The sequence below is a fragment of the Sulfuricaulis limicola genome (assembly GCF_002355735.1).
GTDB classification, from domain to species: domain Bacteria; phylum Pseudomonadota; class Gammaproteobacteria; order Acidiferrobacterales; family Sulfurifustaceae; genus Sulfuricaulis; species Sulfuricaulis limicola.
Genome location: NZ_AP014879.1, coordinates 473,628 through 496,666 on the forward strand (window position 1 = coordinate 473,628; position 23,039 = coordinate 496,666).

General features: G+C 63.2%; 26 protein-coding genes. 10 read left to right on the forward strand and 16 right to left on the reverse strand.

The window, feature by feature from the left end:
* Positions 1-54: 54 nt before the first annotated feature.
* A complete protein-coding gene (locus tag SCL_RS02365) occupies positions 55-495 on the forward strand; it encodes an NUDIX domain-containing protein (protein ID WP_096359645.1) in 441 nt (146 codons plus the stop codon).
* On the opposite strand, the gene SCL_RS02370 is transcribed toward SCL_RS02365, so the two are convergent.
* The 6 genes from SCL_RS02370 to purM all read right to left on the reverse strand — a co-directional run bounded on the left by SCL_RS02370 (position 386) and on the right by purM (position 5,630).
* Entirely contained in the window at positions 386-1,768 is a 1,383-nt protein-coding gene (locus SCL_RS02370) for a mechanosensitive ion channel family protein (RefSeq protein WP_096359647.1), read from the reverse strand. The two genes, SCL_RS02365 and SCL_RS02370, sit on opposite strands and share 110 nt — an antisense overlap.
* Before the next feature lie 119 nt (positions 1,769-1,887).
* A complete protein-coding gene (locus SCL_RS02375) occupies positions 1,888-2,328 on the reverse strand; it encodes a DsrE family protein (RefSeq protein ID WP_172425889.1) in 441 nt (146 codons plus the stop codon).
* A 34-nt stretch (positions 2,329-2,362) separates the two neighbouring features.
* The gene (locus SCL_RS02380) at positions 2,363-3,076 is read right to left on the reverse strand and encodes a hypothetical protein (RefSeq protein ID WP_096359652.1); all 714 of its coding nucleotides are present in this window, start codon (positions 3,074-3,076) and stop codon (positions 2,363-2,365) included.
* The gene (locus tag SCL_RS02385) at positions 3,073-3,624 is read right to left on the reverse strand and encodes a sigma-70 family RNA polymerase sigma factor (protein WP_096359654.1); all 552 of its coding nucleotides are present in this window, start codon (positions 3,622-3,624) and stop codon (positions 3,073-3,075) included. Before SCL_RS02385 ends, SCL_RS02380 begins: the two co-directional genes overlap by 4 nt.
* Positions 3,625-3,730: 106 nt before the next feature.
* Complete coding sequence (purN, locus tag SCL_RS02390; RefSeq protein WP_096359656.1) at positions 3,731-4,414, reverse strand: phosphoribosylglycinamide formyltransferase; 684 nt, start codon at positions 4,412-4,414, stop codon at positions 3,731-3,733.
* Positions 4,415-4,586: 172 nt separating this feature from the next.
* On the reverse strand, positions 4,587-5,630 hold the full coding sequence (gene purM / locus SCL_RS02395; RefSeq protein ID WP_096359658.1) for a phosphoribosylformylglycinamidine cyclo-ligase: 1,044 nt from the start codon (positions 5,628-5,630) through the stop codon (positions 4,587-4,589).
* A 183-nt stretch (positions 5,631-5,813) separates the two neighbouring features.
* Here purM and SCL_RS02400 point away from each other — a divergent pair, with 183 nt between their 5' ends.
* The 4 genes from SCL_RS02400 to SCL_RS02415 all read left to right on the forward strand — a co-directional run bounded on the left by SCL_RS02400 (position 5,814) and on the right by SCL_RS02415 (position 8,839).
* Positions 5,814-6,380 carry a CDP-alcohol phosphatidyltransferase family protein gene (locus SCL_RS02400; protein WP_172425890.1) on the forward strand — a complete coding sequence of 189 codons (567 nt, stop codon included), beginning with the start codon at positions 5,814-5,816 and terminating at the stop codon, positions 6,378-6,380.
* Positions 6,373-7,458 (forward strand): AI-2E family transporter, encoded by a 1,086-nt coding sequence (locus SCL_RS02405; protein ID WP_096359662.1) that lies wholly within the window; start codon positions 6,373-6,375, stop codon positions 7,456-7,458. The genes SCL_RS02400 and SCL_RS02405 overlap by 8 nt, the downstream gene beginning before the upstream one ends.
* The gene (gene hda / locus SCL_RS02410; RefSeq protein ID WP_096359664.1) at positions 7,455-8,195 is read left to right on the forward strand and encodes a DnaA regulatory inactivator Hda; all 741 of its coding nucleotides are present in this window, start codon (positions 7,455-7,457) and stop codon (positions 8,193-8,195) included. Before SCL_RS02405 ends, hda begins: the two co-directional genes overlap by 4 nt.
* A gap of 161 nt (positions 8,196-8,356) precedes the next feature.
* Positions 8,357-8,839: a C-GCAxxG-C-C family protein gene (locus SCL_RS02415; protein ID WP_096359666.1), complete on the forward strand. Its 483-nt coding sequence runs from the start codon at positions 8,357-8,359 to the stop codon at positions 8,837-8,839.
* Positions 8,840-8,879: 40 nt separating this feature from the next.
* Here SCL_RS02415 and arsC read toward each other — a convergent pair whose 3' ends face one another.
* A complete protein-coding gene (gene arsC, locus SCL_RS02420; RefSeq protein ID WP_096359668.1) occupies positions 8,880-9,227 on the reverse strand; it encodes an arsenate reductase (glutaredoxin) in 348 nt (115 codons plus the stop codon).
* Between the two features lie 96 nt (positions 9,228-9,323).
* On the opposite strand from arsC, the gene SCL_RS02425 reads away from it, so the two are divergent.
* Entirely contained in the window at positions 9,324-10,184 is an 861-nt protein-coding gene (locus SCL_RS02425) for a YihY family inner membrane protein (protein WP_096359670.1), read from the forward strand.
* A 1-nt stretch (position 10,185) separates the two neighbouring features.
* Here SCL_RS02425 and SCL_RS02430 read toward each other — a convergent pair whose 3' ends face one another.
* Both SCL_RS02430 and SCL_RS02435 read right to left on the reverse strand, forming a co-directional pair.
* Positions 10,186-11,811 carry a hypothetical protein gene (locus SCL_RS02430; protein ID WP_096359672.1) on the reverse strand — a complete coding sequence of 542 codons (1,626 nt, stop codon included), beginning with the start codon at positions 11,809-11,811 and terminating at the stop codon, positions 10,186-10,188.
* A 98-nt stretch (positions 11,812-11,909) separates the two neighbouring features.
* On the reverse strand, positions 11,910-13,316 hold the full coding sequence (locus tag SCL_RS02435; RefSeq protein WP_096359674.1) for an aspartate ammonia-lyase: 1,407 nt from the start codon (positions 13,314-13,316) through the stop codon (positions 11,910-11,912).
* Positions 13,317-13,415: 99 nt separating this feature from the next.
* Between SCL_RS02435 and SCL_RS02440 the strand changes: the two genes are divergently transcribed.
* Complete coding sequence (locus SCL_RS02440; RefSeq protein ID WP_172425891.1) at positions 13,416-13,916, forward strand: peroxiredoxin family protein; 501 nt, start codon at positions 13,416-13,418, stop codon at positions 13,914-13,916.
* A gap of 103 nt (positions 13,917-14,019) precedes the next feature.
* Positions 14,020-14,292, forward strand: coding sequence for an acylphosphatase (locus SCL_RS02445; protein WP_096359678.1), 273 nt, complete (start codon positions 14,020-14,022; stop codon positions 14,290-14,292).
* 2 nt (positions 14,293-14,294) lie between these two features.
* Here SCL_RS02445 and SCL_RS02450 read toward each other — a convergent pair whose 3' ends face one another.
* Positions 14,295-14,888: a lytic transglycosylase domain-containing protein gene (locus SCL_RS02450; protein ID WP_096359680.1), complete on the reverse strand. Its 594-nt coding sequence runs from the start codon at positions 14,886-14,888 to the stop codon at positions 14,295-14,297.
* 143 nt (positions 14,889-15,031) lie between these two features.
* Between SCL_RS02450 and relA the strand changes: the two genes are divergently transcribed.
* Positions 15,032-17,239, forward strand: a complete 2,208-nt coding sequence (relA, locus tag SCL_RS02455) for a GTP diphosphokinase (RefSeq protein ID WP_096359682.1) — start codon at positions 15,032-15,034, stop codon at positions 17,237-17,239.
* A gap of 35 nt (positions 17,240-17,274) precedes the next feature.
* Here relA and SCL_RS02460 read toward each other — a convergent pair whose 3' ends face one another.
* From SCL_RS02460 to SCL_RS02485, 6 genes are all read right to left on the reverse strand, one after another.
* Positions 17,275-17,475 carry a DUF2788 domain-containing protein gene (locus tag SCL_RS02460; RefSeq protein WP_096359684.1) on the reverse strand — a complete coding sequence of 67 codons (201 nt, stop codon included), beginning with the start codon at positions 17,473-17,475 and terminating at the stop codon, positions 17,275-17,277.
* A 92-nt stretch (positions 17,476-17,567) separates the two neighbouring features.
* Positions 17,568-19,289, reverse strand: coding sequence for a proline--tRNA ligase (locus SCL_RS02465; RefSeq protein WP_096359686.1), 1,722 nt, complete (start codon positions 19,287-19,289; stop codon positions 17,568-17,570).
* A gap of 103 nt (positions 19,290-19,392) precedes the next feature.
* Positions 19,393-19,881 carry a DUF302 domain-containing protein gene (locus tag SCL_RS02470; protein ID WP_096359688.1) on the reverse strand — a complete coding sequence of 163 codons (489 nt, stop codon included), beginning with the start codon at positions 19,879-19,881 and terminating at the stop codon, positions 19,393-19,395.
* Between the two features lie 115 nt (positions 19,882-19,996).
* Positions 19,997-20,440 (reverse strand): hypothetical protein, encoded by a 444-nt coding sequence (locus tag SCL_RS02475; protein WP_096359690.1) that lies wholly within the window; start codon positions 20,438-20,440, stop codon positions 19,997-19,999.
* Positions 20,441-20,651: 211 nt separating this feature from the next.
* Positions 20,652-21,548, reverse strand: coding sequence for an ROK family protein (locus SCL_RS02480; RefSeq protein WP_096359692.1), 897 nt, complete (start codon positions 21,546-21,548; stop codon positions 20,652-20,654).
* A gap of 91 nt (positions 21,549-21,639) precedes the next feature.
* Positions 21,640-22,341: a type 1 glutamine amidotransferase gene (locus SCL_RS02485; RefSeq protein WP_096359694.1), complete on the reverse strand. Its 702-nt coding sequence runs from the start codon at positions 22,339-22,341 to the stop codon at positions 21,640-21,642.
* A 36-nt stretch (positions 22,342-22,377) separates the two neighbouring features.
* Between SCL_RS02485 and SCL_RS02490 the strand changes: the two genes are divergently transcribed.
* Positions 22,378-23,037, forward strand: a complete 660-nt coding sequence (locus SCL_RS02490; protein ID WP_096359696.1) for a retropepsin-like aspartic protease family protein — start codon at positions 22,378-22,380, stop codon at positions 23,035-23,037.
* The last annotated feature ends 2 nt before the right edge of the window (positions 23,038-23,039 follow it).

Below are 23,039 nucleotides of genomic sequence, written 5' to 3' on the forward strand. Positions count from 1 at the left end.
CCGCGCGTTATCGCGCGAAATAGCCGATAATCGCGCCCACAAACGAGAAAAATCATGCCGGCACCGAAAACTCCCGCCTTGACCACGGATATCATCATCGAGCTCAGGGACCGTCCGGATGTCCCGATTGTGCTGATCCGGCGCAAGAACCCGCCGCATGGCTGGGCATTGCCCGGCGGTTTCGTGGATATCGGCGAAACCCTGGAACACGCCGCCGTGCGCGAGGCCGAGGAGGAAACGGCGCTGCGCGTGACGCTCAAGCTGTTGCTGGGATGTTATTCCGATCCGGCCCGCGACCCGCGCGCACACACGGTCACGATGGCTTATGTCGCCGAAGCCGAAGGCGACCCGCGCGCGCAGGACGACGCCGCGGGTGTGGCGATATTCAGCCCGGAGGCTTTGCCGGCGCCGCTCGTTTTCGACCACGAGCGGATCCTGCGCGATTACCTGGCGTGGCGCCAGCGGGGAGTGGTGCCGCCCCCGGAAAATCCCTGATGTAGACTTCGCGTTGCGGGAACGGGAAGGTTATGCCCGCGGTTTTGAAATCTTTCCAGATCAGTTGTAACAGATCGGAGCGCACGTCGGCACCGCGTTCGGGGTCTTCGATCCACACCAGCAATTCCAGATTCACACCATTATCCCCGAAACCGGCCAGCACGGCGGCGGGCGCTGGATCCTTCAGCACGCGATCATGTTCCAGCGCAATGCGCGTGAGGCGCCCGATGGCGTGGTCAGGATCGTCCTCATAGCTGATCTGCACGGGTAAGCGCAAACGGATATGACGATCGCCCTCGTACGACCAGTTGGTGATATCGGAGGTCATGAGGTTTTCGTTGGGCACCAGGATGTCGAGGCCGTCGCGCGTGCGGATCACGATGTGACGCGTGTGCAGCGCCCTGACCGTGCCGAAGGTGTTGCCGAAACTGATGACATCGCCCGGGCGGATCGAGCCCTCGAAGGCGAGAATGAAACCGCTGACGAAGTTGCTGACCACGCGCTGCAACCCGAGGCCGATGCCCACGCCGAGCGCGCCGCCGAACACGGCGAAGGCCGTGATGTCGATGCCCGCCGTCACCATAGCGGCGAGCACGGCGAGTGTGAGCAGCAGGAACTTGATGAGTTTCGACAGCGCGATTTTCATGCCGTCTTCCAGCGTGCGGCTGCGTTCCACCCGGTTGCGGATCACATTGGCCAGCCACAACGCCACCAGCAGCAGGAAGGCGATGGACAGGGCGAAGCTCAGGACATTGAGCAGGGAAACGCGCACCGTGCCGAAGGTGAGCGCGTATTCATCCAGCAGTTGTTCGGCCCAGGGCAGCCAGCCGAGGATGTGCAGCGCCACCAGCGTCCAGATGGTCACCGTGAGCACGCCCTCCCAGGCCTTGAGCGGCCCGCCGGGGCTGAAGCTGTGGCGCAACACGAACACGCCCATGCGGATCAGCGCCAGCGCCCCGGCCAGGATCATGGCCGGCCGCAGCAGGTTGGTGTCCCAGCCGTGCCGGCGCAGGATGGCTCCCGCCGCCAGCAGCCACAACCACAGCAGCAGCGGCACCAGCGCCAGCGCCCCGGAGCGCACCGCGGTGCGGCTTACGCCCTCGATGACGCCGGGACGGATGAGGGATTGCAGGCGCGGCAGCAGCCAGTGGGCGATCAGCTTGGCGACCAGGAATCCGGCGAGAAAAACGCCGATCTGCAGCCAGGTGGAGGGCGAATTCAGGAAATCCCGGACAGCCTCGCTCGAGGGCAGGACAACAAGCAGTTCATCCATGGATCATGCCGGGCTCAGGCGCGGGGAGGGCGCCGGGTGGCGTCTAGAATAACGAGTCGCCGGAACAAAAAAAAGCCCGCGATGCGTTGCGGGCCGGAGGAGAGAGACGGTGTCAGGCGTCAGGGTTTTACGTAGGAGAAACCCTGGGACTGCAAGTAGGCGATCTCGGCCACGCCGCTCGGAACGATGTCCTGCTCGGTGGTATCGTAGAGATCGGTTTTGTAGTTGATCTTCTTGGCCTTCAGGGTATTGGCGCAGACGTTGAAATGCACGCCCTGGCGCTTGAGGTTGGCCACCTTATCCTGCATGTCCGGGTCCTTGTTCGCCAGCTGCAGCAGGGCCAGCCCCGGGCCGTGCATGACCACCCGCAGGTCGATATTTTCCTTGCCCACGGCGTTGATGTGATTCTGGATGTTGCCTAGGGCGGCCTTGAGCGTTTTTTCGTCATCCATGTTGATGTGGTAGGCGACCTTCTGTTTGCCATAGTTTTCCGCATAAGCCGCACCCAGGCCGCCGAGACTGAGTACGGACATCAGCAACAAAGCCAGAAATTTTTTCATATGCATTCTCCCGACGTAGATGGTTGTGAGTGAACTAGACCTGGATATAGGCCCATCCCTGGTTTTGGCGGCGCATGATCTGCGCCACGCCAGAGTCGATGATGACCACGCCCGGCAGCAGCTTAGCCTGCAGCCCGAGCTCCTGCTGGATGCGCTCGATGGTGTTCTGGCAGGCGACGAAGGTCAGGTTGTGGTATTCCTTCTGCATGCGCTGGATGCGATCGGCGTACGGCGAGATGCCGGCCATCAGCAGGCTCAGCCCGCCGCCGTTGGTGATGACCTCGACGCGCGCCTTCTGGTTGGTCTGGCGGTAGAACTTCATCAGGTTCTCTACTTCGTCCAGCACGGTTTTGAGGTGTTCCGGGCTGCCTTCGCTCACGTGGAACAGCACCTTGGCCGGATCTTCCGCCGCCGGGCTCGCCTGCGCGATGGCGGCATTGTCCGGCGCGCGCGACGCCGGGTTCAGGAACCAGCCGCCCAGACCGCCGACGACGAGCGCGAGCCCGGCGGCGATGGCGGTGGAGCACTTGCGTCCGGTGGCGACGGCGGACGTGCCACACGCGGGCGCGGGCACGTTGCGGTAGGCCAGTCCCACCAGGTCGCGCACCTTGCGCAGTTCGCACACCTGGCGATTGAGCGTCTCGTCGTCGCCGAGGCGCGCGTAGGCCTGCGCCTTCTCGTCCGGCGTCAGCTCGTCATCGACGAAGGCGTTGATGAATTCCTCAGAAAACTTCTGTTCCTTGTTCATTTGATTCTCCGGATTTTGGTTTCTTCCGCAGCGAGCTTCGGCGCCAGTTCGCCCAGCAGGTCCTTGAGGGCGTAACGCGCGCGGCACAGGCGGCTCATGACGGTGCCGATCGGCACATTCAGGATCTGGGCCACTTCCAGATAGCTCAGTCCCTGGATGTCCACCAGCGTGACAACCTGGCGCTGTCCCTCTGCCAGCCGGGCGATGGCCGCCCTGACCTTGAGGACGATCTCCTGCTCGCTGCTCTCCTTCTCCGGGGTGGATTCATGCGTTAGTGTGTTTTCGTCTATTTCTTCCGCCGAACGCAGACGGCGGAAGTGATCGTGGTAACAATTCGCGAGGATGCTGTACAACCAGGCGTCGCCGGCGTTCGGATCGCGCAGCTGTCCCGACTTTTTCAGCGCCTTGGCCAGGGTTTCCTGCACCAGATCGTCCGCCAGCGCGGCGTTATGGGTCCAGGCGTAGGCGATGCGGTAAAGCCGCTGGCGATGCTGCTCCAGCTTCAGCCTGGCCTCGCGTGTGCGGCCCAGAAAATTAAAGACATCCATATGTATAGTCAGGCTTGTGTTGAGGGCCGGGATATTATGTCTATTGACGAGAGGTTAGGGCGGTTTATTCCTTGGCGGCGGGAAAACCCGCCTGAAAACAGGTGAATTAGCCGGTTTCCGGTACATTATGAGAGGCGGTTTCGGGGCGGGTCAGCCCCTGCTCCGGGCGCTCTTCCCCGTCCAATCGCACCCGTCCCCCCGCGACCGCCAGGCGCCCGGCCAGGAACCAGCCGATCGCCAGCGGGTAAATCCGGTGTTCTTCCGCGAGCACGCGCTCGGCCAGGATGTCAGGCGTGTCGCCCGGCAATACCGGCACCGCCGCCTGGACGATGACCGGCCCGCCGTCAACTTCGTGGGTGACGAAATGCACGCTGGCGCCATGAAATTTCGCGCCGCTTTGCAGCGCGCGGGCGTGGGTATCCAGCCCCGGAAACGCCGGCAACAGGGAAGGGTGGATGTTGATCAGGCGTCCGGCGTAATGATCGATGAAATTCGGGCCGAGGATGCGCATGAAGCCGGCCAGCACCACCAGCCGCGGTTGGCAGGCGTCGATGCGTTGTATCAGCGCCCGGTCGAACTGTTCGCGCGCGGGGAAATCACGATGACTGATCACGTGCACTGCAATGCCGGCGGTGCGCGCCCGCGCCAGCGCCGGGGCGCCGGGTTCGTTGCTGATGACGGCGCGGATCCCGGCCGGGAGGCGGCCGTCGCGTACGGCGTCGATGAGGGCCTGCAGGTTGCTGCCGCGGCCCGAGACCAGGACCACGATGCCGTCGCGGGTTTCGTTCATAAAAACCAGGTTCTGGAAAGAACGCGGAGTACGCAGAGGCGCAGAGAATTCAGAAGGCTGGTTTCCATGATTTAAAAACTTTGCGTCCTCCGCGCCTCTGCGACCTCTGCGGAATTTCCAGAGCGTCGTTGTGAGAAAAGTCTCTGAAAAGAACGCGGAGCGCGCCGTGCCCTTATTTAAGGATCACGACCTGATCTTCTCCCGGATGGGTCTCGATGTGGCCGATGATGGCGGCGGTCTCGCCGGCGGCGGCCAGCAGCTTGAGCGCCTTCTCGGCATCCGCCGCGTCCAGCGCCAGCACCATGCCCACGCCGCAATTGAAGGTGCGATACATCTCGAAGTCCTCGATGCCGCCCATCTCCTGCAGCCAGTCGAAGATGACGGGACGTTTCCAGGCGCGCGCGTCGATGACGGCGCGCACGCCCGCCGGCAGCACGCGCGGGACGTTGCCGGGCAGGCCGCCGCCGGTGATGTGCGCCGCGGCGTGCACCGGCAGTTCGCGCATCAATGCGAGCAGCGGCTTCACGTAAATGCGCGTCGGCGCCATCAGCACTTCTCCCAGCGGACGGCTGCCGAGGAGCTGGTCGAGTCTGACCTTGCGCACCTCGATGATCTTGCGGATGAGCGAGTAGCCGTTCGAGTGCGGGCCGCTGGAGGCGATGCCGATGAGGGTGTCGTTGGCCTTGACCGCCGACCCGTCGATGATTTTCGATTTTTCCACCACGCCCACGGTGAAGCCGGCGAGATCGTAGTCGCCCTTGCCGTACATGCCCGGCATCTCCGCGGTTTCACCGCCGACGAGCGCGCAGCCGGCCTGGCGGCAGCCCTCGCCGATACCCCGGATCACCTGCTCGGCCACGGCGTTGTCGAGCTTGCCGGTGGCGAAGTAGTCGAGGAAGAACATCGGCTCGGCGCCCTGCACAATGAGGTCGTTGACGCACATCGCCACCAGGTCGATGCCGATGGTATCGTGGTGTTTGAGCTCGATGGCGAGCTTGAGCTTGGTGCCGACGCCGTCGGTGCTCGAGACCAGCACCGGCTCGCGGTACTGGCCCGGCGGAATCTCGAACAGCGCGCCGAAACCGCCGACGCCCGCCAGCACACCGGGGCGCCGGGTCGCGCTCGCAATCGGACGGATGGCCTCGACCAGCGCATCGCCGGCGTCGATGTCCACGCCGGCATCGCGATAGCTGAGGGAAACGCGCTGTTTGCTCACGTCGGGCTCCGGGAAGCGTCAGGGATGCGTATGGTAGGGCGTGGCGCTGCTGGCGTAAACCGCCCGCATGCCTCGCAAAATGCCCGGAAAAATGTGGCCCTGACCTGTGCGTCCTGCCATTATAATGGCGCCCGGCGATACCCGGCATGGCCCGGCCTCGACTCTGACAACACGAAAAAACCGATGCTAAGCATCTCCCAACTGCCTAACCTGATTACGATTTCACGCATCGCCCTGGCGCCGGTGCTGATCCTGCTCCTGAAGGATGAGGAGTACGCCGCCTCGCTGGCGGTATTCGTCATCGCCGGCGTGTCCGACGGCCTCGATGGTTTCATCGCCAAGCGTTTCCATTGCGAGAGCCGTCTGGGCTCCATCCTCGACCCGATGGCCGACAAGACCCTGCTGGTGAGCAGCTACGTGATGCTCATGGTGCTGAACCATGTGCCGTTCTGGCTCATGCTGACGGTGGCGTTCCGCGACCTGCTGATCGTGGGCGGCTATCTGGTTTACACCTCCATGGTCGGGCCGGTGCAGATGCGCCCGAGCTGGTTGAGCAAGCTCAACACCTTCATGCAGATTGCGCTGGTTTTCGTGATTCTGGTGCAGCAGGCATTTCAGCTGATCTATCCGCTGGTGGTGGATGCGCTGATTTACGCGGTGTTGCTGACCACGGTGGCCAGTGGCGTGCACTATCTCTGGACCTGGCTGGTGATGAAGGAGCTCGAACCCGTGAAGCAACGCCATGACTGATACCCGCCCGGTTTTTCAATTGGCCCTCATTGCCGCCGCTGCCTGGCTGGTTTACCTGCTGGCGCCGATCCTGACGCCGTTCCTGGTCAGCGGCCTGCTGGCCTATCTCGGCAATCCCGTGGTCAACCGCCTGGCGCGCTGGCACTTCCCGCGGCCGCTGGCGGTGGCGCTGGTGTTCCTGGTGTTCGTGCTGTTGCTGGCGCTGCTGCTGTTCTTGCTGATCCCGGCCATCCAGACCCAGGTGCGTTCCTTCATCACCAAGGTGCCGCTTTATTTCGACTGGCTGCAAAACACCGCGCTGCCCTGGGTGCAGGCGATGCTCGGCGTCGAACTGAAGGTGAACGTGGCGGCGATCCGCGAGGCGATGCTCGGTCACTGGGGTGAGGTGGGCGACTGGGTGACGGGCATTTTCCTTTATGTCGCCAAGTCCGGCTTGAACCTGGTCGGCTGGGTCGCCAGCGCCATGCTGGTGCCGGTGGTCACGTTTTACCTGTTGCTGGACTGGGACAAATTGCCGGCGCGCGTATTGGCCCTGTTGCCGCCGCCACAACACGTGAAGGCAACACTGCTCGCGCGCGAAACCGATGAAGTGCTGGGCAGTTTTCTGCGCGGGCAGCTGCTGGTGATGCTGTCGCTCGCCACGATTTACTCGGTGGGCCTGACGCTGGTCGGGCTCGATCTGGCGCTGCTCATCGGCATCCTGACGGGGCTGTTGAGCTTCGTGCCCTATCTCGGCTTCATCACCGGCCTGCTGGCGGCGGTCATCGCGGCCTGGGTGCAATTCCATGACGTCATGCTGTTGCTGGGCGTCGGCGCCGTGTTTCTCGTCGGACAGGTGCTGGAAAGTTTCTGGCTCACGCCCAAACTGGTGGGCAACCGCATCGGCCTGCATCCGGTAGCGGTGATCTTCGCCATCATGGCCGGCGGACAGCTGTTCGGCTTCACCGGCGTCCTGCTGGCGCTGCCGGCGGCGGCGGTGCTCAAGGTCTGGTTGCGGCACCTGCGCGAATTTTATTTCGGCGGCGCCGCGGACCGGCCGGTGCGCAAACGCCGCGCGCTGCGCCGCCCCCCGCCGTGAGCCGGCAGCTCGCGCTCAACCTGCGCCTGAAAGACGCCTCGTCCTTCGGCAATTTCCTGGCCGGTCCCAACCGCGAGGCGCTGGAACAGCTGCGCGCCGCCGTGGTGCAGGCGGCGACGCAGGCAGCTACCAAACCGGCGATGATTTATCTGTGGGGCGCGGAAGGCGTGGGCAAGACCCATCTGTTGCAGGCCGCCTGCCGGCTGGCGCAGGAGCTCGGCATTGCGCCGGTGTATATTCCGCTGGCTGATGCCGCGCTGGGGCCGTCGCTGCTGGAAGGCCTCGAGGAAACGCCGCTGGTGTGTCTCGATGACGTCGAGCGTGTCGCCGGCCGCGCGGAGTGGGAGGCGGCGTTGTTCAGCCTGGTCGAGCGCCGGCGCAGTACCGGGGGCATGCTGGCGGTGGCTGCCTCCGCGCCACCCGATCGCCTCGGCCTGAAGCTGCCGGATCTCGCGAGCCGCCTCGCCTGGGGCACGACCTACGCCATGCAGCCGCTCAGCGACACGCAGAAACGGGAAGCCGTGCAGCTGTGCGCGCGGCACCGCGGTTTCGAGATGCCGGAGGACGTGGCGAGCTATATCCTCAGCCGCTATCCGCGCGATCTGCCTTCGCTGTTCGAACTGCTGGATCGTATCGACGAAGCCTCGCTCACCCGGCAGCGCCGTGTCACGATTCCCTTCCTGCGCGAACTCGAGGCCATGCGTTACGACCACGCCGGGATCGAAAACAAATCCTGAACCGAGCCGATAGGTGGAAGTGCCGGCTGCCTCGCGCCATGGATAGCCCGCTGAAATCAGCCTGTTAGCGCTACCCGACGTTTATTTGATCTGCGTCTTGGTATTTCCCGGCCGTGGCGTATAGTTTGTATATAAGAGTTTTCTTATATACGGAGGCGCCCATGAATACCGGGGATAAACAGGCACTCGCCGAGCAGGCCTATCAAAAAGCCCTGCGCTACGAACTGGACTACGGTTGCTGCCCGCAATGCGTGCTGGCGGTGATCCAGGAAACCGTCGGTATCGTCGATGACAACACCATCAAGGCCAGCCACGGGCTTTCCGGCGGCGGCGGGCTGATGGGACAGGGGGCCTGCGGCGCCCTGAGCGGCGGGCTCATGGCCCTGAGCGCGAAATACGGCCGCGAGCGCCACAAGCTTGATGCCGGTCGCGGCATCAACAACTTCAGGAAAAGCAGGGAACTGGTGGAGCGGTTTCGCCAGGAGTTCGGCGGCGTCACCTGCGAAGAGCTGCAAAAGCAATTCACCGGCCGCACCTACGACATGTGGAACGCCGAGGAATACAAGGCCTTCGACCGCGCGCGCGGCACCCAGTGCGCCCACGCCACCGCCACGGTTACCAGGTGGCTGGTGGAGATGCTGTGATATTCGTTCCGGAATGACGAATAAATCTTCTGAGGTTCTTTTAAATAATTTTCAGAATATTCTTCGGCGGCCTCCCGAGCGCGGCCTTGTTGTCAGCGACAACGATCGGCCGCTCCATCAGCCGCGGATATTTGATCATGGCGCGGATGATCTCGGCATCGGTGACATCCGGTTTGTCGAGCTTCGCCTGTTTGTATTCCTCTTCCTTGGTGCGCAGCAGTTCACGCGGTGATATACCGAGCAGTTTGAGCAGGTGCTTGAGTTCCGCCTCCGTTGGCGGTGTGACCAGATATTCGACGATCCTGGGTCTGATGCCGCGTTCCTCCAGCAGTGCCAGCGTTTGGCGCGATTTGGTGCAGCGGGGGTTGTGGTAGATGGTGACAGTCATCGGGCCTCCGGACTCGGTATGATTAGCCCCTGATTTTGACCGCCGGGCGCCGCCGCCGGCAAGTGCCAGTGATGCAAATTCGGTTAACATAAGGACATGAACTTTCTCCGGACACTGGAGAAGCTGTTGCGCCGGGTGGTGCAGCGCTTTCGCGAGGACCGCTGCACGCGCGTGGCCGGAGCGCTGTCATTCACCACGCTGCTGGCGCTGGTGCCGCTGACGGCGGTCACGTTTGCGGTGCTTTCCGGCTTCGAGATCTTCGGTTCGTGGATGGCGCTGGTGCAGGAATTCATCTACGGCAATTTCGTCCCGGCCGCGGGCGAGGCGGTCAGCCGCTACCTGCAGAAGTTCGCCGCCAACACCGGCAGGCTCACCGCCTGGGGCCTGTTGCTGCTGTTCCTGACCTCGCTCACGCTCATGGCCACGATCGAGCGCGTGTTCAACGACATCTGGCATGTGTCGCAGACCCGCAAGCGCCTGCATCGTTACCTGGCCTATGCCGCGGTGCTGGTGATCGGGCCGGTGCTGATGGGCATCAGCCTGTGGTCCACCTCGCAGCTGGTTTCGCTGCCGCTGTTCGCGCGCCAGGCGACTCTCGGCGGGCTGAAAGTTTTTCTGCTGGCGGTGTCGCCGGTGGTGTTCGAGTGGCTGGCGTTCTGGGCGCTGTATGTCGTGGTGCCGAATTACCGTGTGCGGCTGCGCCACGGCCTGATCGGCAGCCTGTTCACCGTAATTGTGTTCGAGATCGCCAAGCGCATGTTTGCGTTTTTCGTGGTGAATTTTTCCGTTTACAAGACCATCTACGGGGCGGTGGCGGCGCTGCCAGTGTTCCTGATCTGGATTTACCTGTCGTGGACCATCATTCTGGCGGGGGCGGTGCTGACGGCGACCCTGCCCGAGTGGCGCCGCCCGCAGGCGGTGCGCCGGTGGCGGCGCCGGCGCTCGGACGAGGCGTAAGTCAGGTATTCAGGATATCGAAACTGAACTGCTCGAATGAGTGACTGGCCTCGATGAGCCGGGTGGGCGCGACGTGGTACAGGCGGCAACCGTTGTCCATGAACACCCCAGTGTCAGGCTTGAACACCCCGCGGTGGGTGACGAGGGTTTGCGGCTGTTTGAGTGGTTTGATTTCCGGCAGCAGCAGCGCCGGCAGAAAATCGCTCTCCTTCCCGTCCGCAGTCACGGTCTTGATCACCACCGGATCGGCGCTGGGGGCGAGGTGCTGGATGCCGATCTCGATGTTCGAAGTGCCGGTGCTGCGGACCCAGCGGATGACGCCCACGCTCCACGGGCTGCCTTCCCCCGGTGTGCGCGTGATCAGGAGATCGCCGACCTGGATGTGCAGCTGGATCAGGCCGGCTTTGGAAAGCGACAGCCCGCCGGCGCTCTCGTCGTGCACGTCCCAGGTGGATAATTCCCGTCCGGGGATCTGGATATCCTTGTGTCTGATGCTCTCGGACGCGAGCTGGGTGCGTTGCGGCACCGGGCCCACGAAGGTCGAGCTGACGACGAATTTTTTTCCGCCATTGATCCAGTAATTGATCCGGTCCATGCCGATGGCGATTTCCACCTGGCGGTCGGTTGCCTGGCTGCGGCGGAAGGACCGTTGCGGGTTCACGCCCCAGGCACTGACCAGCCGCCGCAGCAGGTCCTGACCGCATTCCCGGAAAAAATTTTCCCGCAATCCCTCGGCTGGCGGCATATCGCCATTGGCAAGTTGCGTCAGATGCAGGTGCGCCTGGCGCGCCAGCTCGATCGTGTTCAGGATGTGATATCGCTGCGGGTCCTCCGGCACGGTGCCGGCGGTGTAGGCGATACCGGCATGGTCGTTGTCCCGGTCGATGAGGAACTGGCAGGTGGGATGATAGGCGCTGGTGGCCGCGGTCAGTTGCGCCAGCGGCGCCCAGCGGTCGAGATAATGGTGCGTCCAATCCACCATGCGCGGCGGCAGATGGTAAGGATCGCTGAAGTCGAGCAGCAACGCCTGCTTGTAGGCATGGCTCACGCTGCATGTTGGCAGCGTCTTGTTGAAGGCATCCTCGACGCCGGTTTCGCCGAGCCCCAGATTCTCCGCGTGCATGTACAGCGCGTGGATTTCCTTCCAGGTCCCCTGTGGACAGGGTGAATAGGTCTGGTAGGAAACCGCGAGCGCGCCGGTCAGACAGCGGATCGCGCGTTGGATGGCCAGCGCCTGGAGCGCTGGCTCGTGCGCGCCGGGCGCGGACGACAGGCCGAGCACGATGCGCTTGTAGCCGTTCGCGAGTTCCAGCTGGAACTGGCGGTTCTGTTCGGCCACGCTCTTGTGCTTCTCGGAAAGCGGCAGCGGCAGGCCGATGTATTGCTTGGTGAATTCCAGCGCCAGTTGGCTGACCGGATAGCGAAACAGCTCCAGCAGTTCCAGCCGCAGTTTGGGATCGTAATCGACGCGGTTGTGCAACGAGAGCGTGGTGAACAGCCGGCGGCCGGTCTCGGCGACGTTCAGCAGCGGCAGCTCGTCGAGCCACTTCCTGAGCTTGTGCGGCTGCAATTCGATTTCGCCGGCGCTGCGCTCGGCCAGGTTCGGTACGGCCAGGGTCAGGGACATGCGGCGTCGAAATGGCGTGGGGTTGGCATCTACCCCGAAGTGTAGACGCCGTCCCGGTGGCGCACCATTTCGGCACCGTGGCCGGAATGCCGGGTTTTTTAGCGGCGCGGAGGGGTGATATTGCCGTCGATGGCGGCGCGCTCGACCAGGCGGTCGAAATCGGCGGTGCTCATCAGCCCCTTCTCCGCGACGATGTCGCGCACCGGCCGTCCGCTGCGTTCGGATTCCTTGGCCACCTCGGCGGCGGCGGCATAACCGATGGAGGTGTTGAGCAGGGTGGCCAGCCCCACGCTGGTGTGCGCCAGCTCGCGGCAGCGTTTGCGGTCCACCTTGAGGCCGTGCAGGCCTTTCACGGTCGCGGCGTTGATGGCTTGCGTGAGCCAATCCATGGCGTCGAACAGCGCCGAGCCCAGCGCCGGCATCATGACGTTCAGCTCCAGTTGTCCCGCCTGGGTCATCATGGCGATGGCGTGATCCTGTCCGAGCACCTGATAGCACACCTGGTTCAGCATCTCGAACATCACCGGGTTGACCTTGCCCGGCATGATCGAGGAACCCGGCTGCACCGCCGGCAGTTCGATTTCGGCAAAGCCGGTGCGCGGGCCGGAGGCGAGCAGGCGCATGTCGTTGCTGATGCGTGTCAATTCCAGCGCGAGCGCGCGGATGGCGCCGGACAGTTGTTGCAGGTCGTGCATGGATTGCATCTGCGCCGCGAGATCATCGGCGGCGCGGACCGGATCGCCGGTCAGGCGCGCCAGTTCCCCGGCGATATGCACGGCGTAGCCGGGAACGGTGTTGAGCCCGGTGCCGGCGGCGGAGCCGCCGAGTCCGGTTTCGCACAGCAGCGGAATGGTCGCGCGCAATTGATGCGCGCTGCGGCGCAGGATCCAGGCATAGGCGCCGAACTCGCGCCCGAGCGTGGTCGGCACGGCGTCTTGCAGATGCGTGCGCCCGCTCTTGACGGTGCCGGCTTCGTTGCGCGCGATGGCCTCGTATTCGTCGGCCATGCGATTGACGGCCTCCAGCAGGCGCGGCATCTTGGCCAGCGCCGCCAGGCGAATCGCCGTCGGGATGGTGTCATTGGTGCTTTGCCCCATGTTCACGTGATCATTGGGGTTGACCGGTTTGTATTCGCCCTGCTTGCCGCCGAGCGCGACGTTCGCCAGGTTGGCAATCACCTCGTTGGTGTTCATGTTGTGCGAGGTGCCGGCGCCGGCCTGGAAACGGTCCACCACGAACTCCGCTTGGTATTGGCCGGCGATGATGGCGTCGGCGGCCTCGACGATGGCTTGGGCCAGGCGCGGTTCCAGCGCCCCGGCCGACTGGTTGACCGCCGCCGCCGCACGCTTGATGCGGGCATGCGCGATAATGAAGTCGGCATCGGGCTGGCGCCCGGAAATCGGGAAGTTTTCCACTGCCCGCGCCGTCTGTATGCCATACCAGGCGTCGTGCGGGACCGGGTATTCACCCAGTGTGTCTTTTTCGGTGCGGAATTTTTGGCTCATGGCGCACTCCAATTAGTAGCCGGATTATAGGGTTGGCGTCGCCGGAATGCATCCGAAGCGGTTTATCTATATATGATGTCGTATCAAGAGGAGGCTAACGTGTTTCAGCGTATCAGCAGGTGGTTGGTCGTGGCGTTATTGGCAGCCCCGGCGCTGGTGCTGGCGACCGGTCCGGACATCAAGCTCCAGGACGTCGAGGGCAAGGAGCACAACGTCAATGAATACATCGGCCAGGGAAAATGGACTGTCGTGGCGGTCTGGTCCGCCGACTGCCCGATCTGCCGGCGCGATATCTATCATATGACCTTCTTTTACGATGAGCATCGGAAGAAAAATGCCACCGTGCTGGGCTTGTCCGTGGACGGTATCGGCAACCGGGACAAGGCCAAAGGGTTTATCGAGGCCCAGAGCCTGAATTTTCCGAACCTCATCGGCGAGCCGGAGGACGCCAGCCGCCTGAGCGGCGCCATGTTCATTGGCACGCCGACTTATTATTTCTTTTCCCCGGAGGGCAAGTTCATGACCCAGCGCATCGGACCGGTGACGCAGCAGCAGGCGGAGCAGATCCTCCTCGACCTCGAAAAGCAGAAAAAGCTCTAAAAATAGTTTTTACCGCCAAGACGCCAAGAACGCCAAGATTTCTTGTTTATTCGAAGTTTTTTCTTGGCGTTCTTGGCGTTCTTGGCGGTTTAAAATAATCAACATGGCTCATTGCCGGCATTTTCTGGTCTCCGGACAGGTGCAGGGCGTGTTCTTCCGCGCGTCCGCGGAATCCACCGCGCGCCAGCTCGGCCTTACCGGATGGGTGCGCAACCTGCGCGACGGGCGCGTTGAGCTGGTTGCGTGCGGCGAGGAAGCACCACTTGATGAACTGGAGCGGTGGTTGTGGCAGGGTCCGCCGCGGGCGCGCGTGACGGAGGTGAAGGTGCAGGAAACCGTGGCGCAGCCGTTCGACGGGTTTTTCGTGCGCGGCTGATATTACTGCGGGTACCAGCGGGTCTTGTAGGCCTTGTCCACCTTGAAGGAATACTTGCTCTCGCGCGTGCCGTTGTAGCGTTTGAGCGCCGCGTGCAGATTGCCTTTTTCCTTCTGTAAATAATATTTCAGGATGGTGCAGCCGAAGCGCAGGTTGGTCTGGATGCGGAACAGGCTGTCGCCGGGCCGGCCGATCTCCTTGAGCCAGAACGGCATGACCTGCATCAGCCCGCGCGCGCCGGCCACGGAGATCGCGTACTGGCTGAAATTGCTCTCCACCTCGATCACCGCCAGCACCAGTTCCGGCGGCAGGTCGGCGCGGCGTGCTTCGTAGTGCACGTTCTTGAGCAGCTCGATACGGAATGCCGGATCCGGCACGCGTCTTTCCAGCCGCTGCGACATGTCGGCGAGCCAGACCTCGCCGTCGAAACGGTCATGGAAACTGTCGGTCTCGAGCGCTGCCTGTTTCACCAGCACGCGCAACTCCGGGTCGATCACTTCCGGCGTGGTGCGCGAGGCCTGAGCAATGCCGGTGAGAAAGAAACCGGCAATGAGCGTGGCGGCAAACAAGCTTAAGACTGTTTTACAGGATTTCATGCCGATGGTTTAACGGGCTAGGCCAAGAATGGACAATCCCTCGAGTGAAGGCGATCATGTTGCCTCTTGGGGAATTATAGGCGCTTAAATCCCGCCGCCGCGACCCCATTCAGACGAAACCGGCACCAGACAAACGATCCATCATGGTCAAGCCCACGCCCCTGACGACAACCGACGACACGCTCCGGACAAGCGGCGTGGAGGATTGGCTCGCCGCCATTGCTGCCAGTCGCCCCGCGCCGGAACAGGAAATCCTGCGCCGGGCCGTGGTGCTGGCGTCGCGGGCGCACGCGGGCCAGCAGCGCGCCTCGGGCGAGCCCTATGTCCGGCATTCGCTGGCGGTGGCCAGAATACTCGCCGATCTCGGGCTCGATCACGAGACGCTGGCGGCGGCGATCCTGCACGACGTGGTGGAGGACGGCGGCATCGCGCTCGATGACCTGAAAAACGAATTCGGCGCGTCCATCGCCGGCCTTGTCGACGGCGTGACCCGCATGAAGGTGATCCAGGAATTCCAGCCCGAGACCGCCGGTTCACGCCGCGAGCATGCCCAGGCCGAGAGCCTGCGCAAGATGCTGCTGGCCATGGCCGAGGACGTGCGCGTGGTATTCATCAAGCTCGCCGACCGGCTGCACAACATGCGCACGCTGTCGGCCTTGCCGGAGGAAAAACAGAAGCGCATCGCGCGCGAGACCATGGATATCTTCGCGCCGCTGGCCAACCGTCTCGGCATCTGGCAGATGAAGTGGGAGCTCGAGGACCTGGCGTTTCGTTATCTCGAACCCGCGACCTACCGGCAGACCGCCGACTTCATCGCCGAACGCCGCGAGGACCGCGAGGCCTACATCGCCGGTTTCGTCGAGACCTTGTCACAGGAACTGTCCCGTTCCGGGGTCCAGGCCGAGGTCACGGGCCGGCCGAAACATATCTACAGCATCTGGCGCAAGATGCAAAGAAAGGCGAAGCACTTCGAGCAGATCTACGACGTGCGCGCGGTGCGCGTGCTGGTCGACAACATTCGCGATTGCTACGCCGCGCTCGGCGTGGTGCATACCTTGTGGCAGCACATCCCCGGCGAATTCGACGATTACATCGCCACGCCCAAGGAAAATGACTACCGCTCGATTCACACCGCCGTGATCGGCCCGCAGGGCAGGACGGTGGAGGTGCAGATACGCACGCACGAGATGCACCAGCAGTCGGAACTGGGGGTGGCCGCCCACTGGCGTTACAAGGAAGGCGCGCACACCGACAGCGGTTACGATGCCAAGATCGCCTGGCTGCGCAGCCTGCTGGAATGGAAGGACGAGGTCGCCAGCGCCAGCGATTTCGTGGACCAGTTCAAGTCCGAGGTGTTCAGCGAACGCGTGTACGTGTTCACGCCCAAGGGCAAGATCGTGGACCTGCCGGCCGGCAGCACGCCGCTCGATTTCGCTTACGACATCCACACCAGTGTCGGGCACCGTTGTCGCGGCGCCAAGGTGAACGGCCAGATGGTGCCGCTGACGCACGCGCTCACGACCGGCGACCGCGTTGAGGTGTTGACCGTCAAGGACGGCGGGCCGTCGCGCGACTGGCTGTCGCCGCACCTGGGTTACCTGCACACCTCCAAGGCGCGTTCGCGGGTGAACCACTGGTTTCGCGAGCAGAACTACGACGCCAGCGTCGCCGCCGGCCGCGCCGTGCTGGAGCGTGAGTTTCATCGCCTCGGCATCGGCGACGTCAAGTTCGAGAAGCTGGCGCAACGCTTCGAATTCCAGAAGGCCGATGATTTCCTGGAGGCCGCCGGCCGCGGCGACATCAAGCCGGCGCACATCATGAATGCCTTGCAGGAAATGCTGGGGCAGGACTTGCGCGCGCCGCCGCCGGCGATCGCGCCGCGCGCGCCGGGCGCGCCCAAGCCCTCGGGGGTCACGATCCAGGGCATCGGCAATCTGCTGACGCGCATGGCGAAGTGCTGCAACCCGCTCCCGGGCGATCCGATCGTGGGTTTCATCACCCGCGGGCAGGGCGTGACCATTCACCGCCGCGATTGCGCCAATGCGCTGCGCCACCACGACGAGCATAATGAGAGACTGATCGAGGTCAGCTGGGGCACGCAGGCTGGTGCGGCCTATCCGGTCGAGGTCGAGGTGACGGCCCATGACCGCAGCGGACTGCTGCGCGACATCACGTCACTGCTGGCGAACGAGAAGATCAACGTGCTCGGTGTTCGCACCCTCACCGACAGGCAGCAGGTGGCGCACATGACCTTCACGCTCGAAATCCCCGACATCGAGACGCTGTCGCGCATCCTCGCGCTGCTGGACCAGATTCCGAATGTAACCGGGGTACGCCGGCGCGCCAGCTGACTATGGCGCCCGATGTCGCGGGCGAGGAGTGCCGGCTAGAGCTTGAGCACTTCGACCAGGATGGTCTTGGCGATGAAGCCGACGAAACCCAGGCCGAGCGCCAGAAACAATACGAAGTAGCCGTACTTGCCGGCCTGTGACTCGCGTCCCATTTTCCAGATGATGAGCAGCATCCACGCGATCAGGCCGCCGATGCCGATGATGAGTGACCAGGATTCGAACTGCTCGATGGACATGTGGCGCGTTCCCGTTCAAAAAACGGCGCGCATCATACACAGGACCGGGATGTCCGGCAAATGACCGGCGTCAAGGACCGGCGCGGCGAGCGTCAGGATTTGATGGTCTGGTGCAGCATGCCGATGACATCTCCGAGCGGCAGCTCGCGCGGCTGTTTGTCGCGCCGGCCCTTGTATTCGGCCACGCCTTTCGCCAGCCCCTTGTCGCCGATCACGATACGATGGGGGATGCCGATGAGGTCCATGTCGGCGAAAATGACGCCGGGGCGCTCGTCGCGGTCATCGAGCAGCACGTCGAAACCGGCGTGCACCAGCTCGCCGTAGAGTTTGTCCATCGTTTCGCGAACCTTCTCCGATTTTCCATAGCCGATCGGCACCAACGCGATCTGGAACGGGGCGATGGCGTCGGGCCAGAGGATGCCGTTGTCGTCGTGATTCTGCTCGATGGCGGCCGCGACCACGCGCGAGACGCCGATGCCATAGCAACCCATGGGCATGATCACGGATTGACCGGCCTCGTCGAGCACGGTCGCCTGCATGGCCTCGCTGTACTTGGTGCCGAGCTGGAAGATGTGACCGACCTCGATGCCGCGGCGTATCGAGAGCGTGCCGCCGCACTCGCCCTTGCCGGAATCGGGGCAGGGATCGCCTTCGACCACCTTGCGCAGGTCGGCCACCACCGGTTCGGCCGCGTCGCGCCCCCAATTGACGTTAACAAGGTGCTTGCCGTTGACGTTGGCGCCGCAGACAAAATCGGCCAGGCGCACGGCGGATTCGTCGGCGATGACGGTGATCTTCAGGCCCACCGGCCCGATCGAACCGGGCTCGCAGCCGGCGGCCAGTTCCACTTCGCCGGGCGTGACGAACATCAATGGTTTCGCCACCTGCGGCAGTTTCGCCACCTTGATCTCGTTCAGCTCGTGATCGCCGCGCAGCACCAGCGCGATGACGCCGCCGGTGCCCTTGACCAGCAGCGTCTTGACTGTCTGTTTCGGATCGATCTTCAGGAACCTGCTGACCTGCTCGATGGTATGTTGCCCCGGCGTGTCCGCGGTTTGCATCGGTTGGCCCGGCGCCGGGCGTTTGCCGAGCGGCGGCAGGGCCTGCGCCATTTCCACGTTGGCGGCGTATTCGCATTTCGAGCAGATGGCGATGGCGTCCTCGCCGGAATCGGCCAGCACGTGAAATTCATGCGAATGACTGCCGCCGATGGCGCCGGTGTCGGCCGCCACCGGGCGGAATTCCAGCCCCACGCGCTGGAATATGCGCGAATAGGTCGCGTGCATGACCTGGTAAGTTTCCCCGAGCGAGGCCTCGCTGGCATGGAATGAATAGGCGTCCTTCATGAGGAATTCGCGCGCCCGCATCACGCCGAAGCGCGGGCGGATCTCGTCGCGGAATTTCATCTGGATCTGGTAGAAATTCGCCGGCAGCTGGCGGTAGCTCTTGATTTCGCGCCGGATGAGGTCGGTGATGACCTCCTCGTGCGTTGGCCCGAAGCAGAAATCGCGCTTGTGCCGGTCGGTCAGGCGCAGCAGCTCGGGCCCGTACTGGTCCCAGCGCCCGGATTCCTGCCACAGCTCCGCCGGCTGCACCGCCGGCATCAGCACTTCCTGCGCGCCGGCACGGTTCATTTCCTCGCGTACTATTTTTTCCACCTTGCGCAGCACCCGCAGGCCGAGCGGCAGCCAGCTGTAGATGCCGGCGGCGAGCTTGCGGATCATGCCCGCGCGCAGCATCAGCTGGTGGCTGACGGTTTCGGCCTCGGCCGGGGTTTCGCGGACGGTGGAGAGCAGGAAGCGGGAAACACGCATGGATCGTTATTCTCGTGGATCGGGATCGGAAACGGGAGTGGAGTATAAGTCAGGACCGCGGCGCGCCAAAGCACCGCGCCGGGCAAGGCGATTCGGCCATACCTTATTTGATGTTCAGCGCCTCTTTCACGATCCCGTCGAGCAGGTTTTCAATTTCCCGGATCGAGGCGCGCGAAGCCTCGGAGCCAGCTGGCAGAGGTCGGCGATAGCCGACATACACCGTTTTCGGGTCCTGCGGCAGGGTGAAATAAACGATGATATAGGGACAGAAGACGATGTTGGCGGGATCGGCCTCCATGGTGCGGCGTGAAATGGTGGCCGAGCAGAATTGCATGGAGCCGGCGTTACCGTAAATCGGTGTGGTGGCGCCAAGGTCCTTGCCGGTGCGTTCGAGCATGGCGCCGATGTGCGAGGTGTGGTCGATCACCAGCCCGCGGCCGGTGATGGCGATCTCGATGTCTTCCTTGACGGTGTCGAAATCCCGTTTGACGGTGTAAAGCCTGAGATGGTCCGCCCCGGCAGGGCCGGCCGGCACCGTTGCACACGCCAGCAGGCCGAACGAAAACACGAACAACATGATTATACGGGTCATGGAATCTCCGGAATGTCTTGCATCGCGTCGGCCCAGTATATCGCAGGCACAAAATTCTTCCCCCGCCCGACCGGCGAGGGAAGAGAGACGCCACTGCTTGGAGATTAATTCCGGATCAATAACGGCGTCCGTTGCCCATGCCCGGTCCCATGCCGCCGCCACCGGGTCCCATGCCGGGGCCCATGCCCTTGCCCGGACCCATGCCGCGTCCGCGGGCTGGCGGTTCATCCGGCAGGGTCACGCCCTTTTCCTTGGCGCGGACCTTCATCTGCTCGTGATGTTCCTTGCGGATCTGTTCGCGCTCCTGCTCGGTTTTCGCCGCGCGCATGCGTTCGCGATACGCGTTGCGCTCTTCCTGGGTCATGAGCTGCGATCCATAGACCTGGTCCTGGTCGCGGGTGCGCAGGCGATCCTGGTCGCGCGTCTGGTCCGGTGTCTGCAAACGGTCCTGATCGCGCAGGCGGTCGCGATCCTGGTCCTGGTCCGCGGCGTATGCCACGGTTCCGAAAGCCGGGAGCATGGCCGCGAGCAGGGCGGCATATAGTAATTTACGTTTCATGACAGTTCTCCTTAACAATTGAATTGGACGGATTTTCCCGATCCTCGCAATTGAAATTACCCTCATTCGTTTCGGAATACCATGACGGGTATCAAATATCGCGCAAGTACCGAGGATACCGGTAATAACGCCTGAGCGCCCCCGCGGTGCACCGTCGCCTTGCGGTTTATTGCCGCACACCCGTGGTTTTCCGGTTACGTCTGTCGCGCGTTCAGGCTTCCTGCGGGGCCCAGAGCTGGGCCGCGCCGCGCACGCCGGAGCTGTCACCGTGGACATGCGGCAGGATTGGCGTGCGCAGTTCGTCATTGAACACGTGACGCGCGACGCGCTCGCGTCCATGGGTGTAGAGACCGGCGATGTTCGACATGCCGCCGCCGAGCACGATCGCATCCGGATCGAGAATATTGATGACGACCGACAGCGCCTTGCCGAAACGGTAGAAGTAGCGCTGCAGGGCGGCTTCGGCCCGGGTATTGCCATGTTCGGCCAGGGCCGCGATGTCTTTTGCCGCGAGCGTGGCATCGCCACCGTGCTTTTGCCAATCCTGCACCAGCCCGGGGCCGGAAAGGAAGGTCTCGACGCAGCCGCGCTTGCCGCAGTAACAGGGCGGGCCGTCGGCTTCGAGCACGTTGTGTCCCCATTCGCCGGCGATGTGCTGCGGGCCTTCGTGCAGTTTTCCGTGAAACACAATGCCGCCGCCGACACCGGTGCCGAGGATCACCCCGAACACCGTGCCATATCCCTTTCCCGCCCCGTCGAGCGCCTCGGACAGGGCGAAGCAGTTGGCGTCGTTGGCGATGCGGATCGGGCGGTCGAGGATTTTTTCAAGATCGGTCTTGATTGGCTTGCCGTTGAGACAGACGGTGTTGGAGTTCTTGAGGCAACCGGTACGCGCAGAAATCGCACCCGGGGTGCCGATGCCCACGCGACAGGCCTGTCCGGTTTTTTTCTCGAGGTCGCGTACCAGCGTGTAAATGTTCTGCAGGATGGCGTCGTAGCCGTCGTTCTGCGGCGTCGGCAGGCGTTCGCGCAACAGGATCCGGCCGGCCTCGTCCATCACGATGCCTTCGGTTTTGGTGCCGCCCAGATCGATGCCAATTCTTAACATAGATTTTCACTAATTCCCCCTCTCGCGCCTGAGCGGGAGAGGGTAAGGGGAGAGGGCGCAACGCAGCAAGGATTGGTTTCGCCTGGACAGCTTATTTCAGTCCCTGTGACCACCGGTCGTAAATCTTGTCGGCCAGTCCCTGCAGACGCGCAACGCGCGTGTCGAGGTCGGCCGTCATCGTCTGTGGATTCTGAACCGTGGCACATACCGGGGCCAGTTCACCGGCGCCCACGCGCGCCCATTCGCGCACCATGTCGCCGGTCATCTCGATGTGACACTGGAACGCCAGCGTCTTGCCGATGACGAAGGCCTGATTGGGACAATCGCGCGAGGCCAGGATGCGCGTCGCGCCCGGCGGGATCGAGAAGGTTTCGCCGTGCCAGTGGAACACCTCGAATTCGGGCGGCAAACCATTGAGCCAATCCTGCGCCATGGCGTTGTCGACGCGCGTGACCGGAAGCCAGCCGATTTCCTTCACCGGGTTGCGGGTGATCGCGCCGCCCAGCGCCTTGCTGATCAGTTGCCCGCCCAGGCAATGACCCAGTACCGGCATATCCGCCGCGACCGCTTGGCGAATCAAATCAGTGACTTTTGGAATCCAGGACAATGAGTCATTGACGCTCATGGGCCCGCCCATGAGCACGATCCCCGGAACCCCGTCTATGCTTGTGGGGACGGGATCGTTGCGGTCGATACGGACCAGACGCCAGGGCAGACGCCGGCGGCCGAGATAATCGGCCAGGTAACCCGGCCCTTCATGCGGTGCGTGCCGGAAAATCAGGATTTCCTGCATGCGGCGATTGTATAGTCAGCATTGAATTTAAGAAATATGACCATGCGTTTTCCGGTGCTCGGCGTAATGCTCTGTTCCAGTCTGCTGTTGGCGTCGAATACCGCCGCAGCAGTGGAGAGTATTTCCCTGCAGGCCCTGTTCAAGGACAAGGCGATCGTCGTCGTGGACGGCGCGCGCCGGGTCTTGCGAAGCGGCGAGGAAAGCCCGGAGGGCGTCAAGCTGCTGGCCACCGACACGCAGGAGGAAAAGGCCGAGATCGAGATCGGCGGCAAGCGCGAGGTGTTGAAGCTGGGCGTGGTGATTGCCGGTTTCGCCTCCCAGGGCAGGGGCAACGTGACGCTTTATCCCGATCGCGGCGGACACTTTTTCGTTGATGGGCTGGTGAACGGAACCAGTGTCCGCTTCATGGTGGATACCGGCGCCACCGTGATTGCGATGAACAGCGTCGTCGCCAATCGTATCGGGATCGATTACCGCAAGACTGGTCAGCCCGGGATGGCCAGTACACCCGCCGGTTACGTGCAGACCTATAACGTTACGCTAGGCAGCGTGCAGGTAGGGGGCATCACGCTGCATAACGTCGCAGGAAGTGTCATCGAGGGAAACCACCCACGCGAAGCCCTGCTCGGCATGTCCTTCCTCGGCCATCTCGACATGAAGCGGGATAACGAAAAAATGGAGTTGAGCGAGCGCTGAGG

Coding starts and splice junctions, on each gene's coding strand:
- SCL_RS02365 (WP_096359645.1), top strand. CDS start 55: ATGCCGGCACCGAAAACTCCCGCCTTGACCACGGATATCATCATCGAG.
- SCL_RS02370 (WP_096359647.1), bottom strand. CDS start 1,768: ATGGATGAACTGCTTGTTGTCCTGCCCTCGAGCGAGGCTGTCCGGGAT.
- SCL_RS02375 (WP_172425889.1), bottom strand. CDS start 2,328: ATGAAAAAATTTCTGGCTTTGTTGCTGATGTCCGTACTCAGTCTCGGC.
- SCL_RS02380 (WP_096359652.1), bottom strand. CDS start 3,076: ATGAACAAGGAACAGAAGTTTTCTGAGGAATTCATCAACGCCTTCGTC.
- SCL_RS02385 (WP_096359654.1), bottom strand. CDS start 3,624: ATGGATGTCTTTAATTTTCTGGGCCGCACACGCGAGGCCAGGCTGAAG.
- purN (WP_096359656.1), bottom strand. CDS start 4,414: ATGAACGAAACCCGCGACGGCATCGTGGTCCTGGTCTCGGGCCGCGGC.
- SCL_RS02400 (WP_172425890.1), top strand. CDS start 5,814: ATGCTAAGCATCTCCCAACTGCCTAACCTGATTACGATTTCACGCATC.
- SCL_RS02405 (WP_096359662.1), top strand. CDS start 6,373: ATGACTGATACCCGCCCGGTTTTTCAATTGGCCCTCATTGCCGCCGCT.
- SCL_RS02415 (WP_096359666.1), top strand. CDS start 8,357: ATGAATACCGGGGATAAACAGGCACTCGCCGAGCAGGCCTATCAAAAA.
- arsC (WP_096359668.1), bottom strand. CDS start 9,227: ATGACTGTCACCATCTACCACAACCCCCGCTGCACCAAATCGCGCCAA.
- SCL_RS02425 (WP_096359670.1), top strand. CDS start 9,324: ATGAACTTTCTCCGGACACTGGAGAAGCTGTTGCGCCGGGTGGTGCAG.
- SCL_RS02430 (WP_096359672.1), bottom strand. CDS start 11,811: ATGTCCCTGACCCTGGCCGTACCGAACCTGGCCGAGCGCAGCGCCGGC.
- SCL_RS02435 (WP_096359674.1), bottom strand. CDS start 13,316: ATGAGCCAAAAATTCCGCACCGAAAAAGACACACTGGGTGAATACCCG.
- SCL_RS02445 (WP_096359678.1), top strand. CDS start 14,020: ATGGCTCATTGCCGGCATTTTCTGGTCTCCGGACAGGTGCAGGGCGTG.
- SCL_RS02450 (WP_096359680.1), bottom strand. CDS start 14,888: ATGAAATCCTGTAAAACAGTCTTAAGCTTGTTTGCCGCCACGCTCATT.
- relA (WP_096359682.1), top strand. CDS start 15,032: ATGGTCAAGCCCACGCCCCTGACGACAACCGACGACACGCTCCGGACA.
- SCL_RS02460 (WP_096359684.1), bottom strand. CDS start 17,475: ATGTCCATCGAGCAGTTCGAATCCTGGTCACTCATCATCGGCATCGGC.
- SCL_RS02465 (WP_096359686.1), bottom strand. CDS start 19,289: ATGCGTGTTTCCCGCTTCCTGCTCTCCACCGTCCGCGAAACCCCGGCC.
- SCL_RS02470 (WP_096359688.1), bottom strand. CDS start 19,881: ATGACCCGTATAATCATGTTGTTCGTGTTTTCGTTCGGCCTGCTGGCG.
- SCL_RS02475 (WP_096359690.1), bottom strand. CDS start 20,440: ATGAAACGTAAATTACTATATGCCGCCCTGCTCGCGGCCATGCTCCCG.
- SCL_RS02480 (WP_096359692.1), bottom strand. CDS start 21,548: ATGTTAAGAATTGGCATCGATCTGGGCGGCACCAAAACCGAAGGCATC.
- SCL_RS02485 (WP_096359694.1), bottom strand. CDS start 22,341: ATGCAGGAAATCCTGATTTTCCGGCACGCACCGCATGAAGGGCCGGGT.
- SCL_RS02490 (WP_096359696.1), top strand. CDS start 22,378: ATGACCATGCGTTTTCCGGTGCTCGGCGTAATGCTCTGTTCCAGTCTG.